A 17,101-nucleotide genomic window follows, 5' to 3' on the forward strand; every position below is an offset into this window, starting at 1 on the left:
CCTGTGATGATCCACTGCGCGCGTCATAAGACATGCACGCAGATATGCCATCCCGCTAACGCGAAATGGGGCTCAGAGTGATACAGGAATCAATTGCGGGGCGGCCGCCATACCCCTGACGGGGTTTGTACTGGAAGGGAATCCTGGGAGAAGGACAGTACAACGGGGCTGGATAAGGTAATAGGAGACTTGATGATGGAGACTTGCAGCATGCTGCCAGTCTTGCATTCCTGACCTGACTTACAGGGTTTGCCGTGCTCGGTGGGACTTTTCATGTCCTGGCAGCAGTCTTGCCCCATGCCGTCCATCATCGCCATGCCCATGGTTTTCATGGGGCAAGGTTCAGTTGGCACCTGAACACCCGCCATCCCGCTGAGGGGGAGCGCCAGGCTAATCAGGAAAATCAGGCAAAAGCGTAGGTAGCGTTTCATGGGCGGGAGTGTAGCCGGTGGAAGTGGCCCTTACAATTCACCTTCTTGACTCCTCAGTCGGCTGTCACCAACCTCTATTCCGCGCTCATTTCCATTTCCGGACTTAAAGTGCCTAACCATGCGACAAGACAAATTATGATGACGGCCATTGAAAATTCGAGTGTCATGCTGCGGCGCAGGGCATTGACCGCGGCAGAGTATTCTCCATTTCGAACTGACCGCTCCAATACCGGACTTAGGTGAAAGCGATTCAGCGTGGCTAACACGATCATCCCGGCAAAGAGCAGGATCTTCAAAAACAGCAGTACACCGTACGTACTGAGCATCACTTCATCGAGATTTGGACCGATGATAAACAGGTAATTTACTACGCCTGTGATGGTTATGATCACTACGATTACAGCGCCGGCCGATTCAAAACCAGTCAGCACCCGTGCAAGAATTCGAGCTTCTTGTTCGCCCTTTTGCGATGTCAACCGCAGCAATAGTGCGAATGCCAATAGAGCACCCAACCAGCCACCTGCGGCTAAAAGATGGAATATATCAGTGATGAAATGCCAGTAACGTCTGCTGCCTTCATCCATGGCGCCGTGCCCTGTCCAAGCCAACGTCGCCAACGCAATCGCCCCGCAAACGGTGACGATCCAGAGACTGGGTGTCGGAAATCGCTTGTTCAACGCGACGCCAATAATTGCCATCACCAAGGCAGCTATTCGGACCATCCAGGTCAGCCCGACGTCGGTCCCCATGAGGACCATTTCAAAAATATGGTGATGTAGCTCCATAAATTCCGACACACCGCTCATTGCTTTCGCAAGCAACAACATGGCGATAAGGGAGAGCGCTACACCTGCAACAGAAGTACCGTAAAGAAGCGACTCAAAATTCAAGACCGTGCCCGATACTCTTTCCTTTCCCCTGAGGCTGTACAAGCCGAAAATGGCCAATCCGAATAACAACATCAGGTCGAAATAGAGAGCAAAGCGAACCACAATATTTATTGAGTCGCTCATCAATCATTTCACTTTAAATGAGAAGTTGCCGGTGATCGGGTGAGTGTCCGAAGAGACCGCGCGCCATTCGACTTTGTAGGTACCGGTGGTCAAAGGTGCCGCCGGTGTAATCAGCATCGTTTTCGGATCACCGCCACCAGCGACGGCGGCCTTAACACCCATTGGGGAGTTCGGCATGCCAGGCATATCGGTCATGATCAGTTTTGCCCCGGAAAACTGAGTGGTGAGACTCTCAGAAAAGTGCAGTTCAATTTTCGAAGGGGCCGCCGCATCCGAGCCTTCTGCCGGAGTGGAAGAAAGGAGCTTTGGATGCGCTTGAGCAACTGCACTCAGAAGCAAACCAGCGGTAAGTGCAACTACTACGGTCGTCGTTTTAAGGAATGACATGCAAGACTCCTCACAGCAAAAGCTGTTGATTCGAGGTTTGTTTGGGAATATCTAGTTTTTACTTTTCGATTCTTGTTAAAACCACTGATGATTAGCTAGTAGCCTCCGTGTTCTAGGGCAGGCTGAACACGAGAAACTCACCAGGCCCCAACGTCACAGTGCAAGAACACGATGCCACACGAACGCAAACCGTTCGATTACATTTCAGTCAGCTTGACGCGGTGTTTGACCGCGAATTGGCGGGCGTAGAGAGACATAAAGTCTAGACCGCGTGCCCGCGATACCAGGGGTTTCACTCATTCAAAAATGACGAAAGTGGACGCTGGGTGCAGGCCGAGAGTGCACCGTTGATCACAAATGCGCCGTTGCTCAGCTGACCCTCAAGTCAACACTTGGAAACTCTAAATGAAAGGCTGTTTTCCCGTCACATGACGTACACCAGATCTTGCCATCATGCGCTTCAATAATTGATCGAGTAATCGACAGACCTAGCCCCGCGTTGCTGGGACTCCCCTCTCGCCGCGCTGGGTCCACGCGATAAAAACGATCGAAAAGCTTTTCAAGATGTTCGGGGGCAATGGGTTCTCCGTGGTTCTCCACGACGACCAATACCGACCTCTCTTTCTGGAGGATTTCGACACTGATCGTCTTCCCTTCAGAGGTGTAGCGAAGCGCGTTAGAGAGCAAGTTAGAAATGGCTCTGTGGAGCATAAGGACATCGCCTCGGACGCTGCCCCTTCCTGAAGCCTTGAGTTCAATCCCTCGCTCATCAGCCAAAAGCCGGTAGTACTCAAGCAGTTTTTCCACGACTTCCACCAGGTCTATTGGTTTGTTCTCGTGTGTGATCAGACCGTTGTCAGATTTCGCCAGAAAAAGCATGTCATCAATCATCCGACTCATACGCTTCAAGTCATCAAGATTTGAGTACAGGTTGTCTTCGTAGTCCTCAATATTCCTTTTTCTTGAAAGCACCACTTCGGTGTGGGTCATCAAGTTGCTCACGGGGGTCCGTAATTCGTGGGCAATGTCTGCGGAAAAGTTCGATAACCGGACAAATGCATCGTCGAGCCTGGACAACATGGCGTTAAACGACAGCACCAGTTGCTGAAGTTCTTTGGGAACGGGTGCTAAGGGGATGCGTTCTTTGAGTGATTTTGCTGACATTGAGGCAGCGGCCCGCGTGACCTGACGAATAGGCCGCAAGCCACTGCTTGCTACCATCCAGCCGAGTGCAGCACTGACCAATGCGCTGATCACCAACCCGATCCAAAACCAGCGTGCAAGCGTCTCGAAAAAGGACATATGCTGAGTAACGTCAAAGATCAATATGACGGTCAACGGCTTGTCTTGCCCCGTCACAACAGTTTGTGCCGTCACTCCACGGAACATCTGCTCTTGCTTCCGCCACTCCCAGACGTTGTTGTTTGAGGTTGTGCGGAACTCCTTCGGAACATCTACCGGACCGGGATCAGCAAACAGCAGCTTGCCGTCACCATCGATTATTAGAGCAGTCAGATCACGGTGAGCACCCAGCAGCGCCTCCAACTCAGGCTTAAATTCGCTGAATTGATCGATGCTGTTCAACCCGGACAAAATTCTCTGGGTCGAGTGGAGCTTTTCGTTCAATGCCTGCTGATCCAGCATCTTAAAGTGATGCTGGCTGAGGTTATTGAAACTGAGTCCGGCGACCGTGAGCACGGCTGTTACCGCGAGCATGAACATCAGACTCATGCGGGTCGTCAGGGACATTCGGTTCATTCCGACTCCGAATCAGGCGCGTCGAGCATATAACCCATTCCCCTTGAGGTATGAATCAACTTGACCTCAAAGTCGTCATCTATCTTGGCCCTCAACCTCCTCACTGCAACCTCGATAACGTTGGTATCGCTGTCGAAGTTCATATCCCAAACCTGGGAGGCGATAAGTGACTTTGGCAGCACCTCCCCTCGACGCCGTAGCAACAGCTCAAGCAACGCAAACTCTTTGGCCGTAAGGTCTATGCGCTTGCCTCCACGAATGGCCCGACGTTTGAGCAGGTCCACCTCCAGATCAGCCAACTTCATATAGGTTTGCGAGGGAGCGCCGTTACCCCGACGCAGCAATGTTCTGACGCGAGCCAGCAATTCAGAAAATGCGAAGGGTTTGATCAGGTAATCATCTGCCCCGAGTTCAAGTCCTTTCACTCGATCCTCAACGCGGTCTCGCGCAGTGAGAAAGAGCACGGGAACGTCTTTCCCGGATGCACGAACCTTCTGAAGGACTTCCCAGCCATCCAGCTCGGGCATCATGACGTCAAGAATCAGCAGATCGTAGGCTTCGCTCAACGCGTGTTGAAGCGCCTCTTTGCCATTGGTAAAACGATCAACATTGAACCCTGCCTCGATGAGTCCTTGCTGCAAATAGATACCTATTTTGGGTTCGTCTTCAGCGACAAGAAGTCTCATGAGGGTCGTTCTCAGATAATGATGAAGCGGAGTCTGCAACGAAAACCGGCAGCCAACCAGAAACTGACAGAAAAGTAATATTGGCTTCAGGTTGATGTCAGCGAACGCTGTCTAGGGTTCAAACATGAGTATTCCTAATGCTCGACCGACTCTGCAGCATTAAACCCATGGGAGCCGGAAAACAATTCCTTAAGGAGCTACCCCATGAATCGCCTAAAAACTCTGTTTTTTGTGAGCGCACTACTCGTCTCGGTTTCTGCATGGGCTGAAAGTGGCGGAGACCGGGTCTTTGAGCGTATGGAAAGCCTGCGCAACAGGGCAGAAGCCGTCCTGATACAAGCAGAAAAAGCGCCTGAAGGACAGCGTCATGTCCACATGACCGAGCATATGAAGATGCTGGGGGAGCTCATGAGTCAGCTCCATCAAGATCATCCAGACGCATCAATGTCACCTCAGCAGCACCTCGCCTGGATGGAAAAGCACGACAAAATCGTCGATGACGTTTTGAGCCAGATGCAGCGCGAGCACAAATTGATGCTGTCAGAGAACCACCAGTGAACAACTCGCTAAAAAGAGCTTTTTGAACAGTCTTGTGGAATGCGGCGTCATCTGGACGCCGTGTTTTTTTTGAAACTGACAGAAATGTAGTGCTCAGGTCAGTTAACTGGCAGCTCCGTGTCTTTAGCATAGCCAGTGTTCCCACACTTACTCTCGAGGTCACCATGAAAGCTAAGCTCGTTACCCCTGTCATCGCAGCAATCACTCTACTCTTCGGTGCTACGGCGATGGCCAGCGCAGGGCACGGGAAAGAGGACATCGGCCAGCCTGGAGTCGCCTCTGAGGTTACCCGTACGGTGGAGGTCAAGATGGGCGATATTTTCTTCAAGCCTGAAAGCATCGACGTAAAACCTGGTGAAACCGTTCGATTTGTCCTTCGCAATGAGGGTTCGATGCTGCACGAGTTCAACATCGGCAAAGCCGCTGCTCATGCCGCGCACCAAAAAGAAATGGCAAGGATGTTCCAGAACGGGACGCTTAACCCCACTGGCACCGGAAAAACGATGAGCGGTATGAGCCACAGCATGGGCGGAATGAAGATGGTCGCAATGGAGCACAATGACCCGAACAGCATCCTGATTGAGCCTGGCGCAACCCAAGAGCTGATCTGGACCTTCAACAACAGCACTGGGCTTCAGTTTGCCTGCAACGTGCCGGGGCATTATCAATCGGGGATGGTCGGTCAGTTTGACCTGAAATAAGCCAGAGTTGGCTGCTAACACCACTTCGACGCAGGAGTTGGCTACGCTGTGTCGCAGAGATCACAGCAACGCTTACACCGTGGGGTTTAGATCATGAATAACCATCAGCATCCGGATGCAAACACCACCCGTGACCCGGTGTGCGGAATGACGGTCACGCCCCCAAGCAAATATGGCGAGCTTTATAACGGACAGACATATCAATTTTGTAGCCTGAAATGCCTGGAGAAATTTCGAGCGGATCCTGAACGCTACAACGGTACTCATCCGAGCGCAAAAACCCACGTCACCACTCCAGCGTCTGCGGTACAAACAGGCACTGAGTTTACCTGTCCGATGCACCCGGAAATACGCCAGCCCGGACCCGGCAACTGCCCTAAATGTGGCATGACGTTAGAGCCGGTCATGCCCGCGCTCGATGAAGAAGAGAATCCTGAACTCCGGGATTTCGCCCGACGCTTTTGGTGGTCATTACCATTAACCGTGATAGTGACCGTGCTCGCCATGGCGGGACACTCGTTACAACTCCTCCATGGTTCGATCCAAAACTGGATCGAGTTCGCTCTGGCGACACCGGTGACCTTATGGGCAGGTTGGCCCTTTTTTGTAAGGGGCATAGCCTCTATTAGAAATCGCAGTCCAAACATGTGGACTCTGATTGGTTTGGGTACCGCCGCCGCCTACCTTTACAGCGTCGTGGCAACGCTCTCTCCCCAAAGCTTTCCCGCCACCTTCATGCAAGATGGACGTATCGGCGTCTACTTCGAAGCCGCCGCGGTCATCATCTCGCTCACCTTGCTTGGGCAGATTCTTGAGCTCAAAGCCCGATCGCAAACCTCCGCCGCCATTAAGTCCCTTCTCGGTCTATCGCCCAAGACCGCACGCCGGATCAATGCCGATGGACAGGAGGAAGACATTCCTCTCACCCATGTTCACCTTGGAGACCATCTGCGGGTCAGGCCAGGTGAAAAGGTGCCCGTTGATGGCTCAGTTCTGGAAGGCGAAAGTGCGGTGGATGAGTCCATGCTCACTGGCGAGCCAGTGCCGGTCATGAAGAGGGCTGGAGATAGCCTGATCGGCGCCACGCTGAATACACATGGGAGCTTGGTAATGGAGGCGCAGAAGGTTGGCGCCGAGACCATGCTGTCCCAGATCGTACAGATGGTCGCTCGAGCTCAGCGCTCCAAAGCACCAATGCAACGAATGGCCGACTCGATTGCCGGCTACTTTGTGATGGGTGTTATCACGATTGCGATACTGACATTTGTCGGTTGGGGGCTTTTTGGCCCTGAGCCCAGTTGGGTGTTTGGTCTGATCAACGCTGTCGCCGTGCTGATCATCGCTTGCCCCTGTGCGTTGGGCCTTGCTACACCCATGTCGATCATGGTTTCGACAGGTAAAGCAGCCAGCATGGGTGTGCTGTTCAGGGATGCCAGTGCCATCGAAAACCTTTGCAAGATCGACACGCTGATTGTCGATAAGACAGGCACCCTGACAGAGGGACGGCCAGTGTTTCACAGTGTGGAGGCCACCCCCGGTTTCAATCCCCACGATGTTCTGCAGCTGGCTGCCAGCTTAGATCAGGGCAGCGAACATCCCTTGGCTCATGCCATCGTCGATCACGCCCGAACCGAGAACATTAAGCTCACCAAGCCAGAATCCTTTGAGTCTGGTTCAGGTATCGGGGTCAGTGGCATCGTTGATGGCAAGAAAATCCAACTGGGGAACACCGCGTTGATGGAAACCGCAGGCGTGACCACCAAGCTCCTACAAGAGCGTGCAGAGGTGTTGCGACTTGACGGCATCAGCATCATCTACCTCGCAGTCGACGGGCTATTGGCAGGGTTGTTGGCAGTATCAGATCCAATTAAGCCGACCTCCAAAGAAGCAGTCATCAAGCTCAAGGCTGATGACATCAAAATCATCATGGCTACAGGTGATGGGCTCACCACCGCTCGGGCTGTCGCCAGGGAGATGGGGATTGATGAAGTCCACGGTGAAGTAAAGCCTCAGGACAAGGAGCGTCTGGTCGCAGACCTCCAGCAATACGGTCGGAAGGTCGCCATGGCAGGTGACGGTATCAACGATGCACCGGCCCTGGCGCGAGCAGATGTGGGCATTGCCATGGGGACAGGGACCGACGTTGCGATGAATAGCGCGCAACTCACGCTGGTAAAAGGCGACCTGATGGGGATTTTACGAGCAAGGGCTCTTTCGGTCGCAACAGTAAAAAACATGCGGCAAAATTTGGGTTTCGCCTTTCTTTACAACTCGATGGGTATTCCCCTTGCCGCAGGCTTGCTCTATCCACTGACGGGACACCTCCTGTCGCCTATGATCGCTGCCATAGCCATGAGCGTCAGTTCTGCATCGGTAGTTTTCAATGCATTGAGACTGAGGAATACCCGAATTGACTGAGCCCCAATGACCGCTCGCAACCCCTTGCACTACTAATCACCTCGCAGAGCTTTGAGCAAACCTTTGAATGCGCCATTCAACCGAGTAAAAGCGGCGTCGAAACGTATTCCATTTTCGGTGTACTTTGCGACCTCGACCTGCTGATCGACAGTATTTTGATCAATGGCAGAGTGAGCCGGCGTACTGTAAAGCAAAGCCCCTCCATCAATATCACCTGCTGATTCTTCGGCAATGTGTTTTACATTTGTTGTTTTCAAAGAAAACGCAGTAGCAGGCGTATCTTTTGTCTGGCCGGCAAGCACTGTAGAAAAATCTAAGTCCCGGGCCTTGAAGTTCGGCGTATCAGCGTTTGCGATATTATTACTCAGGACCTCAGCTCTTTGACCACGATAAATTAACGCTCTTTCAGCGTTACCTAGCGCTTTCTCAAAATTAATACTCACACTCAATCACCCTCAGCAACGCTACTACTGCCCATGAACGTTGAGCACTTAAGTATCAAGTGGTGCAACGCTGGAAGATCGAGACCTTACGGATTAAATAGCGTATTCCTCAAGAGAAATATCGCAACCTGACACAACTGTAATATTGGCCTAAGGTTCCTGACAGGGGATGAGTTTTATAGTCCTATTGAGCCTTAAGCTCTCCCCTAAGAATCATCACTTGATATGGATTCGGGGGTTACCCATATATTCCGAGGAAACTCAAATGAACCCCATCAAAACTTTGTTCGCCCTCGCAGCCCTGACCGTCTCTTCGTTGGCAATGGCTGAAGGCGGTGGTGACCGGGCATTCGCACGTATGGAAGCGGCCAGGAATAATTCGATGGAATCGTATCAAGTAGCCCAACAACAAAGCACCCAACCTCCCATCGCAGACAGCCAAGCCAACGCGATGGATCACAAGAATTGCTGAATAGCTTGCTACGCCCCCAAGCTGACAGAAATGTAATCACTGTAGTGGTTCAAATGTGGCAATTTCTGAGCTCGCTTGCCGTAAGTGTTCGTTTTTTTGACGGTGGGCGAAGCTCATCCGGGCAACTCATTGGTTGTTTCGCACGGCTTCCCTTTTGACTGATTGGATATAAACGGCATGCATTCCAAAACCTCTAGGCGGACATTCGTTAAAGGCCTGGCCGCTGGTGGCATTCTCGGCGGCCTTGGTCTGTGGCGCACGCCTGTATGGGCAGTGACCAGTCCTGGTCTGCCGAGCGTTCTCACCGGTAACGAGTTTGATCTGTTTATTGGTGAAACCCCTGTAAACATAACTGGCTCGCCGCGCACGGCCATGACCATTAATGGTTCGTTGCCCGGCCCTTTGCTGCGCTGGCGCGAAGGCGAGACGGTCACACTGCGTGTGAAAAACCGCTTGGAGCAGGACACCTCCATTCATTGGCACGGGATCATTCTGCCAGCCAACATGGACGGTGTACCGGGTTTGAGTTTCCATGGCATTGCACCTGATGGCATGTACGAATACAAATTCAAGGTGCATCAGAACGGTACGTACTGGTACCACAGCCACTCTGGTTTGCAGGAGCAGGCAGGCGTTTACGGTCCAATCGTCATCGACTCGAAAGAACCTGAGCCTTTTCAATACAACCGCGACTATGTGGTGATGTTGACTGACTGGACCGATGAAGATCCTGGTCGCGTCATGGCCAAGCTCAAGAAGCAATCGGACTACTACAACCACCACAAACGTACCGTGGGCGACTTTATCGACGACGTCAGCAAGCAAGGTTGGTCTGCTGCCGTGGCCGACCGGAAGATGTGGGCTGAAATGAAGATGAACCCCACTGATCTCGCAGACGTCAGTGGCGATACTTACACCTATCTCATGAATGGCCAGGCGCCTAACGGTAACTGGACCGGTATTTTCAAGCCAGGCGAGAAGCTGCGCCTGCGCTTGATCAACGGCTCGGCCATGAGCTATTTCGACGTCCGCATCCCTGGTTTGAAAATGACCGTTGTGGCGGCTGACGGCCAACATGTCAATCCAGTCAGCGTCGATGAATTGCGCATCGCCGTGGCAGAAACGTATGACGTGATCGTAGAACCTGCCAGCGAAGAGGCTTACACCATCTTCGCCCAGTCCATGGATAGAACCGGTTATGCACGTGGAACCTTGGCAGTTCGCGAAGGATTAAAGGCACAGGTACCTGCAATCGATCCTCGGCCACTGTTGACCATGGATGACATGGGAATGGGCGGTATGGCGGGCATGGACCATGGCAGCATGGCTGGTATGGCTGGTATGGCTGGTATGGACCACAGCAAGATGTCGGGCATGGACCAAAGTGACATGACCGGGATGACCGGGATGGACAGCGGTGACATGACTAACATGGCCGGCATGGACCACAGCAAGATGGCAGGGATGGGCGGTATGGGTGGCGAGATGCAGACTCACCCAGCCTCCGAAACCAACAACCCCTTGGTTGATATGCAGACCATGGACCCAACGCCTAAGCTAAACGATCCAGGCATCGGTTTGCGGAACAATGGTCGTCGAGTGCTCACCTACTCCGATCTGAAAAGCACGTTCCAAGACCCTGACGGTCGCGAACCCAATCGCACCATTGAGCTTCATCTGACCGGTCACATGGAGAAATTTTCGTGGTCCTTCAACGGAATCAAGTTTTCTGACGCCGAGCCGCTTCGTCTGAAGTATGGGGAGCGTCTTCGCATCACCCTGGTGAACGACACCATGATGACCCATCCCATCCACCTTCACGGCATGTGGAGCGACCTTGAAGATGAGAACGGTAAGTTCATGGTGCGCAAACACACAATCGACATGCCACCAGGTACCAAGCGCAGCTATCGAGTCACCGCTGATGCCTTAGGTCGCTGGGCCTATCACTGCCACCTGCTTTTCCATATGGAAATGGGTATGTTCCGTGAAGTACGGGTTGATGAGTAAAGGAGAAGATCTGTGAGCACATACCTAAATCGTAAATCGCTGGTCGGTTGCCTCTTTACCGTCGGCTTGATGAGTGGACTCCCATCCGTGGCGCTGGCAGTCGAAGACAGTAGTGATCATTCACCTGCTACTCCTGCGAACGCGACGAGCAAGCCTGTAACGGCGCCAAACGAGTCAAAGCCCGATCACGGGTCAATGGATCACAGCAAGATGAGTATGGATGACGGCCAAATGGCCGGAATGGACAGTATGGATGGAGGGGCGACTACCACCAGTCGAACCCCGGTCCCCGTACTGACCGACGCTGACCGTGCAGCCGCCTTTCCAGAGGTTGCTGGCCATGGTGTCCACGACAAAAAGCTCAACGCCTTCATGCTGCTGGATAAGTTTGAATACCAGGATGCTGACAACGGCAGTGCATTGGCCTGGGATGCGGAAGGATGGATCGGCGGCGACGTGGATCGCCTGTGGTTGCGCTCGGAAGGCGAACGTACCAATGGCGTAACGGAAAGCGCTGAACTCTCAGCACTTTGGGGGCACTCCATCGGTCCATGGTGGGACGTCGTCACCGGCGTACGACAAGACTTCAAGCCTGGGTCGCCCCAAACATGGGGTGCGCTCGGTATTCAGGGCATGGCGCTCTATAACTTTGAAGCCGAAGCGACTGCCTACATCGGTGAGAACGGTCAAACCGCTGCTCGATTGGAAGGCGACTACGACATTCTGCTGACCAATCGCCTGATCTTGCAGCCGACGGCCGAAGCCAATTTTTACGGAAAAAATGATCCTCAGCGCGGCATTGGCTCTGGATTGGCAAACACCGAAGTAGGGCTCCGATTGCGTTATGAGATTGTTCGCCAATTTGCCCCTTACATCGGGGTTAGCTGGAGCCGCTCCTACGGCAATACGGCAGACCTGGCCCGCGATGAAGGAGAGGATGCGAACGAGGCGCGATTTGTCGCCGGTATTCGGATGTGGTTTTGAGGGCCTGAGGCCCAAAAAGGGGCTGCCGCTGGGCATCAAATAGCGCCCATGCCCATGAGGTGGCCTCAGCACCTTCTCAGGATGAAGTGAACATAAGACTCCAGCTTGCGAAAAAGACGGATCTGGCTCTCTTCAACCTGGCCATCGACAGCAAACTGCGTGCCTGCCACTTAACCAAGCGGCGAGTGAGGCCTGGCTTTTTCATCGACCTGTTCAGTGGTCTCTGGCGACCGGATTGCGCCGGACAACAACGCCAGACGGATGACTTATCGGGTATCGCTCGATACCCTTACCTTCCCGTCGCCTGACGGTTTGCGGGGCAGATCCCCTTTCCCCAGACGAGCATGTCATGAAATACCCTGCAGGTTTGCTGCTGTCGGCCATCGAGCTGGACCGCGCCAGTACCATTCCCCTGTACCGCCAACTGTATCTGCAGATTCGCAAACAGATACTCAACGGCAGAATCCAGGGGGGCGTGCGCCTGCCGTCGACCCGGACCTTAAGCAACGAGTTGGGGCTGTCGCGGATTACCATTCTCAATGCTTTCGACCAGTTGATTGCCGAAGGTTTTCTGGCCTCGCGCACTGGCGCCGGTACGTATGTCGGCAGTGATTGGGAAAGCCGGGGGATGGAGGACGAGCAACAGCGACAGCCACCGCGCCTGTCCGACCTGAGCCAGTCGATGCTGTCGCTGCGCAGCGATCATTTTCGCGGGGTGTCCTATGCCGACTGGGACCCCGCGACCCCGACCTCCTTCCTGCCCAGCCACAGCACCTATGACGCATTCCCGCAGGCAATCTGGCGGCGCCTGATGAACCGTCATCTGCTCAAGCCAACCAAGGCCATTCTGGGTTATGGCGAGCTGCAAGGCTTGCAGGCGTTCCGCACAGCGATTGCCGAATACGTCTTCGATGCGCGAGGCATCGACTGCACGGCCGGGCAAGTGGTGATCGTTTCCGGCGCGCAGCAAGCGTTCAACCTGCTGGGCATGCTGCTGCTCAATCCGCAGGACAGCGTCTGGATGGAGGACCCGGGCCACATCGCCGCGCGCATCGCGTTGCAGGCCCAGGGGGCTCAGGTGATTGCGTTGCGTATCGATGAACAGGGGATCGATGTCCAGCAAGGCATGACTGAGTGCCCTGATGCTCGCCTGGTGTTTTGTACGCCTTCGCGCCAGCATCCTTTGGGTGTCACCTTGAGTTATGCGCGGCGCCAGGCACTCATCGACTGGGCTGCGCAGCATCAGAGCTGGATCATCGAGGACGATTGCGACAGTGAGTTTCGCTACAGTGGCCGCCTCCTCCCGGCGCTGTATGCCATGGACCAGATGGCCCGGGTGATCTACGTTGGAACGTTCAGCAAAGTTCTCTTTCCGTCACTTAGACTGGGTTACGTGATTCTGCCGCTGGCCCTGGTCGAACCCTTTTGCACCCTGCGCGCGGTCATGGATCGCAGTCCGCCCACTCTGCTTCAGGCGACAACGGCGGATTTCATGGGCGAAGGCCACTTCCTGGGGCACATCCGCCGCATGCGTGCGCTGTACAAGGCGCGCCAGCAGGCATTGATCGAACAACTTGAAAAGCAGATTGGCAGCTTCTTCAAGATCACTCCCACAGAGGCTGGCATGCACCTGATTGCCTGGCTGCCCCCCGAACTCAGTGACGCTGACATCGCCCGGCAACTGGCCCAGCACCACATCCACACTTACGCCTTGAGCGACTACCGCATCAAGCATGCCCTGCCGCCTGCCCTGTTGATCGGCTTTGCCGGCACGCCTGAAAACCAGGCCAGGGAGCGTGTCGAGGCGCTGGCCCGGGCCTTGCGCACATTGGGTTATCTGCCGCCGACCACTTGATGAGGCAAGTGGTCTTATCAATTAACTGATAATGGATCTATCGAGAGTTCCTGACTGGCGCGATAAAGGCTGCGCCGGTAGACCCGGTGTCTGAACCAGGAACGACTCTAATGAACAATAAGATCCAGGAACGATTCAACGCTTTGCTGAGCCATAAGGTGGTCGAGCACGGGCCTGTTCCCGTGCTGACGGACGCACTGGCCCGGCGGTTGCTTGAGCGTCTCGGGCAATTGCGCCTGTTTGCCCACGCCTACCCGCTACTGACCAACCTTACCCACGGTCGTGTCACCCCTGCCGACCTGCTGGACTTCGCCTATCGTCACGAGCTGCAAGGCCTGAGCCTGCACTTGCTCGACGGCGAGGAAAACAGCCTGAGCCAAATGTCACCCGCGCAGCTCCAGGCGTTTGCCGCCAAGGCCAAAGCACTGGGGCTGGATGTGCACCTGGAAATCAGCAGCACGCTGAAAAAGGATGTTGATCAGGTGATTGCCATCGCCAGGGCCTTGGGGGTGTGCAACATCCGTGTTTACTCACGTTACGAGGGCACGCTGTCGCGGGTCATGGACGTGATCGAGACCGACCTGTACTACCTCGCGCAACAGGCCGACGCACACGATCTGTACTTTGACTTCGAGCAGCATGAAGAACTCAAGAGCGGCGAGATCGCGCAACTGCTCAACCGCCTCAACCACCCTCGCCTGCATGCTCTGTTCGACTTCGGCAACATGATCAATGCCTGCGAACAGCCCCTGCAGGCCCTGCGCAACCTGGCGCCGCACATCCGCCAGACTCACCTCAAGGGTGTGCGCATCGTCCCCGAACAAAACGGTTTCGGCCATTACGGCGTATTGCAAGGCAGCGACGAGGACGATCTGCCCAGTGCCCGCATGCTGTTCGAGCTGCTGATGCTGGGCGAAGCAACCCCACAGGTGATCGCATTCATTCTCGAGCAGGAAAACCACTACGTGGCCCCGGCCTTCCGCCAGAGCCTTGAAACGGCCGATCCCTTCATTGCTTACCGGGAAATGAGTGAAACGCTGCTCCCAAACGGCTACTCGCTCGAGCGAATGCTGAGCGACGAACACCGCTGGGCGAACAACCAGGTCGCCTATGTCCGTAGCTTGCTGGCCGAATTGCGCACCTTGGCCGAGCTGACCCTGGCCACCCCTGCCAACGCCTGAACCTGACGACCCGATTACGCGTGGAGAACAATAATGACAACTCAAAACAAGGCAAAGTGGTTCAGATTCCTGATCCTCATCCTCGGTGGCGGCACCATCTACAAGCTGGCGAACCTCAAGGACGCCTTCTATGTACCCATGCAGGAATTCATGGGCTTGAGCCACACTGAAATCGGTATGCTGCTGAGTGCCAACGCGATCATCGCTACGGCACTGTTTGTGATTGGCGGCCTGCTCGCTGATCGCTACGACACGCGCAAACTAATCCCCCTCGGCCTGATCGGGACCGGTAGCCTGGGATTTTACCTGGCGACCTTTCCGCCCTTCAGCAATTTGCTGATCGTGTTCAGTCTGTTGGCCATCTGTGCCGACTGCCTGTTCTGGCCATCGCTGCTCAAAGCCATCCGCAACCTGGGTGACGATCAGGAGCAAGGCCGGCTGTTCGGCCTACTCGAAGGCGGGCGTGGCGTGGTTGATACACTCGTGGCCTTTTCCGCTCTGGGCGTGTTCGTCGCCATGGGTTCGGGCGAAACCGGTCTGAAGTCGGCGATCCTGTTTTACTCGGTCATCGACATTGTGGCCGGCACCCTGACCTGGTTCCTGCTCAAGGGCGGCAACGCGAAGTCGGTGGCCAAGCCGAAGAATGGTCTGGCAAACCTGATGGAAGCGATCAAGGTACCGGGAATCTGGCTGGTCAGCCTCAACGTATTCATGGTCTACATCGTCTACTGCGGCCTGACCTATTTCATTCCCTACCTCAAGGAAATGTACGGGTTGCCCGTGGCGTTGGTGGGCGCCTACGGCATCATCAACCAGTATTTCCTGAAGATCCTCGGCGGGCCTGCCGGCGGTTTCATTGCCGACAAGCAGTTCAAGAGCACCAGCCGCTACCTGAAGTGGGCATTCCTGGCCCTGTTGCCGCTGATGGGCGTGATCATGCTGATTCCGAAAAGCCCAGGCTTCATCTATGCGGGCATGGCCGCCACCCTGTCCTTCGCCCTGATCGTGTTCTCCATGCGCGGCGTGTTCTGGGCCCCCATGGGTGAAGTGGGCATTCCCCAGCACATCACCGGCTCGGCCTTCGGCATCGGTTGTCTGATCGGCTATGCACCCGGCATGTTTGCCTACGTCATCTATGGCGCAATCCTCGACCACTTCCCCGGTCAACAGGGTTACAACTATGTCTTCACCCTGATGAGCATACTGGCCATTGCGGGCTTCATGGTGTCCAGCCTGCTCTATCAAGCGGTGCGCAAAAAATCCATGGCCACGGGCGGGATGAGCGCGGCTCAAGCCTGATCATCGCCATGGACTCCAGGAGGAATCGTCTATTCCGTCGATCCCTCCTCCTGGTCAAAACGCCGGAATTGAGCGTCGTAACTTACCGGAACAGATCGCCCATTAGAAATCGCGGTGGTGATGGGCGAGTGACGGGCGCCGCCAGTCCGCAACCTCTCGCCTTTTGGGACTCGCAGAAACAACCTAAGATGCGTTTTGAAAACGGCCGGAAAGCTGAGATGAATTCCGAAACGTCAAACGCCCTGCTAACTGATGCCCAGAGCCTTTCACTTTGAGTTATGGACAAGACCTCGCTGTTGTAGAGGCCTTTCAAAGGCTTGCGCGCAATATTGACATTGAGTTTCCTGAACGCCTCGCGACGCTCATGGGAATAGCACATACGCATCCAGCAACGGCAGCACTGAGTAGCCTTGAAGATTTTCTATGGCTTGATGCCGAACAGGCTGAGCGAGAAATCAATGAGTGGCTTAATCCTGATGACCAGCAACCCTTTGCGGCTACAGGCGGCGGTGAGCCTTACTGCGTGGTTCGATTGGAGAACGGCGCTTCGGGGATTGCTCAGGTACTTCATTTTGCACAGCCATCCCTTACCCATGCCGATATCTCTTCGTTCGTGACAAGGGAATACGTGCGCGTTGCTAGCGATCTATCCTGGCTACCGCCCAACGCAGACTTCAGTGTTGCGCTGAAAAGTGAAGTGGCATTGATCTAAAGGGCTCTACTGCCCGCAGATTATGCACTTCTTGACGCTCTTTTCAGTCGACAGTGTGTTGCCATGAACTACCAGGCTGGGCCTTGAAGTATCCCGAAAATTGTCAACGCTTTCATTTCTCAAGAAGAAGCGGAATCTTTAGCCGCCCGACTACGCCATCCGAACCCAATTGAGTTCGCTGCTCTTCGTGCCT

The 17,101-nt window shown here is 54.5% G+C and carries 16 protein-coding genes; 10 read left to right on the plus strand and 6 right to left on the minus strand.

The window, feature by feature from the left end; genetic code table 11:
• Positions 1–89 precede the first annotated feature (89 nt).
• The 5 genes from ACXPVS_RS06105 to ACXPVS_RS06125 all read right to left on the minus strand — a co-directional run bounded on the left by ACXPVS_RS06105 (position 90) and on the right by ACXPVS_RS06125 (position 4,275).
• Positions 90–431: a hypothetical protein gene (locus ACXPVS_RS06105; RefSeq protein WP_458509121.1), complete on the minus strand. Its 342-nt coding sequence runs from the start codon at positions 429–431 to the stop codon at positions 90–92.
• Positions 432–505: 74 nt separating this feature from the next.
• On the minus strand, positions 506–1,444 hold the full coding sequence (gene copD, locus ACXPVS_RS06110) for a copper homeostasis membrane protein CopD (protein ID WP_458509122.1): 939 nt from the start codon (positions 1,442–1,444) through the stop codon (positions 506–508).
• Positions 1,445–1,447: 3 nt separating this feature from the next.
• On the minus strand, positions 1,448–1,831 hold the full coding sequence (gene copC, locus ACXPVS_RS06115; protein ID WP_458509123.1) for a copper homeostasis periplasmic binding protein CopC: 384 nt from the start codon (positions 1,829–1,831) through the stop codon (positions 1,448–1,450).
• 369 nt (positions 1,832–2,200) lie between these two features.
• Positions 2,201–3,589 (minus strand): heavy metal sensor histidine kinase, encoded by a 1,389-nt coding sequence (locus ACXPVS_RS06120; RefSeq protein WP_458509124.1) that lies wholly within the window; start codon positions 3,587–3,589, stop codon positions 2,201–2,203.
• Entirely contained in the window at positions 3,586–4,275 is a 690-nt protein-coding gene (locus tag ACXPVS_RS06125) for a heavy metal response regulator transcription factor (protein ID WP_458509125.1), read from the minus strand. The genes ACXPVS_RS06120 and ACXPVS_RS06125 overlap by 4 nt, the downstream gene beginning before the upstream one ends.
• A 204-nt stretch (positions 4,276–4,479) precedes the next feature.
• On the opposite strand from ACXPVS_RS06125, the gene ACXPVS_RS06130 reads away from it, so the two are divergent.
• The 3 genes from ACXPVS_RS06130 to ACXPVS_RS06140 all read left to right on the plus strand — a co-directional run bounded on the left by ACXPVS_RS06130 (position 4,480) and on the right by ACXPVS_RS06140 (position 7,952).
• A complete protein-coding gene (locus tag ACXPVS_RS06130) occupies positions 4,480–4,833 on the plus strand; it encodes a co-regulatory protein PtrA N-terminal domain-containing protein (RefSeq protein WP_458509126.1) in 354 nt (117 codons plus the stop codon).
• Between the two features lie 164 nt (positions 4,834–4,997).
• Positions 4,998–5,534, plus strand: coding sequence for a cupredoxin domain-containing protein (locus ACXPVS_RS06135; RefSeq protein WP_458509127.1), 537 nt, complete (start codon positions 4,998–5,000; stop codon positions 5,532–5,534).
• A gap of 93 nt (positions 5,535–5,627) precedes the next feature.
• The gene (locus tag ACXPVS_RS06140) at positions 5,628–7,952 is read left to right on the plus strand and encodes a heavy metal translocating P-type ATPase (RefSeq protein ID WP_458509128.1); all 2,325 of its coding nucleotides are present in this window, start codon (positions 5,628–5,630) and stop codon (positions 7,950–7,952) included.
• Between the two features lie 32 nt (positions 7,953–7,984).
• Here ACXPVS_RS06140 and flgB read toward each other — a convergent pair whose 3' ends face one another.
• Entirely contained in the window at positions 7,985–8,395 is a 411-nt protein-coding gene (gene flgB / locus ACXPVS_RS06145; protein WP_458509129.1) for a flagellar basal body rod protein FlgB, read from the minus strand.
• 265 nt (positions 8,396–8,660) lie between these two features.
• Between flgB and ACXPVS_RS06150 the strand changes: the two genes are divergently transcribed.
• The 7 genes from ACXPVS_RS06150 (at position 8,661) to ACXPVS_RS06180 (ending at position 16,908) form a co-directional block, all read left to right on the plus strand.
• Entirely contained in the window at positions 8,661–8,867 is a 207-nt protein-coding gene (locus ACXPVS_RS06150; RefSeq protein WP_458509130.1) for a co-regulatory protein PtrA N-terminal domain-containing protein, read from the plus strand.
• A gap of 177 nt (positions 8,868–9,044) precedes the next feature.
• A complete protein-coding gene (locus ACXPVS_RS06155) occupies positions 9,045–10,877 on the plus strand; it encodes a copper resistance system multicopper oxidase (protein ID WP_458509131.1) in 1,833 nt (610 codons plus the stop codon).
• 12 nt (positions 10,878–10,889) lie between these two features.
• On the plus strand, positions 10,890–11,861 hold the full coding sequence (locus tag ACXPVS_RS06160) for a copper resistance protein B (protein WP_458509132.1): 972 nt from the start codon (positions 10,890–10,892) through the stop codon (positions 11,859–11,861).
• Between the two features lie 349 nt (positions 11,862–12,210).
• Positions 12,211–13,716, plus strand: a complete 1,506-nt coding sequence (gene pdxR / locus ACXPVS_RS06165; RefSeq protein ID WP_458509133.1) for a MocR-like pyridoxine biosynthesis transcription factor PdxR — start codon at positions 12,211–12,213, stop codon at positions 13,714–13,716.
• A 110-nt stretch (positions 13,717–13,826) separates the two neighbouring features.
• A complete protein-coding gene (locus ACXPVS_RS06170) occupies positions 13,827–14,897 on the plus strand; it encodes a sugar phosphate isomerase/epimerase family protein (RefSeq protein ID WP_458509134.1) in 1,071 nt (356 codons plus the stop codon).
• A gap of 33 nt (positions 14,898–14,930) precedes the next feature.
• Complete coding sequence (locus tag ACXPVS_RS06175) at positions 14,931–16,196, plus strand: MFS transporter (protein ID WP_458509135.1); 1,266 nt, start codon at positions 14,931–14,933, stop codon at positions 16,194–16,196.
• Positions 16,197–16,467: 271 nt separating this feature from the next.
• A complete protein-coding gene (locus tag ACXPVS_RS06180; protein WP_458509136.1) occupies positions 16,468–16,908 on the plus strand; it encodes a hypothetical protein in 441 nt (146 codons plus the stop codon).
• Positions 16,909–17,101 lie beyond the last annotated feature (193 nt).

It is taken from the genome of Pseudomonas sp. Ma2-10, from assembly GCF_054330215.1.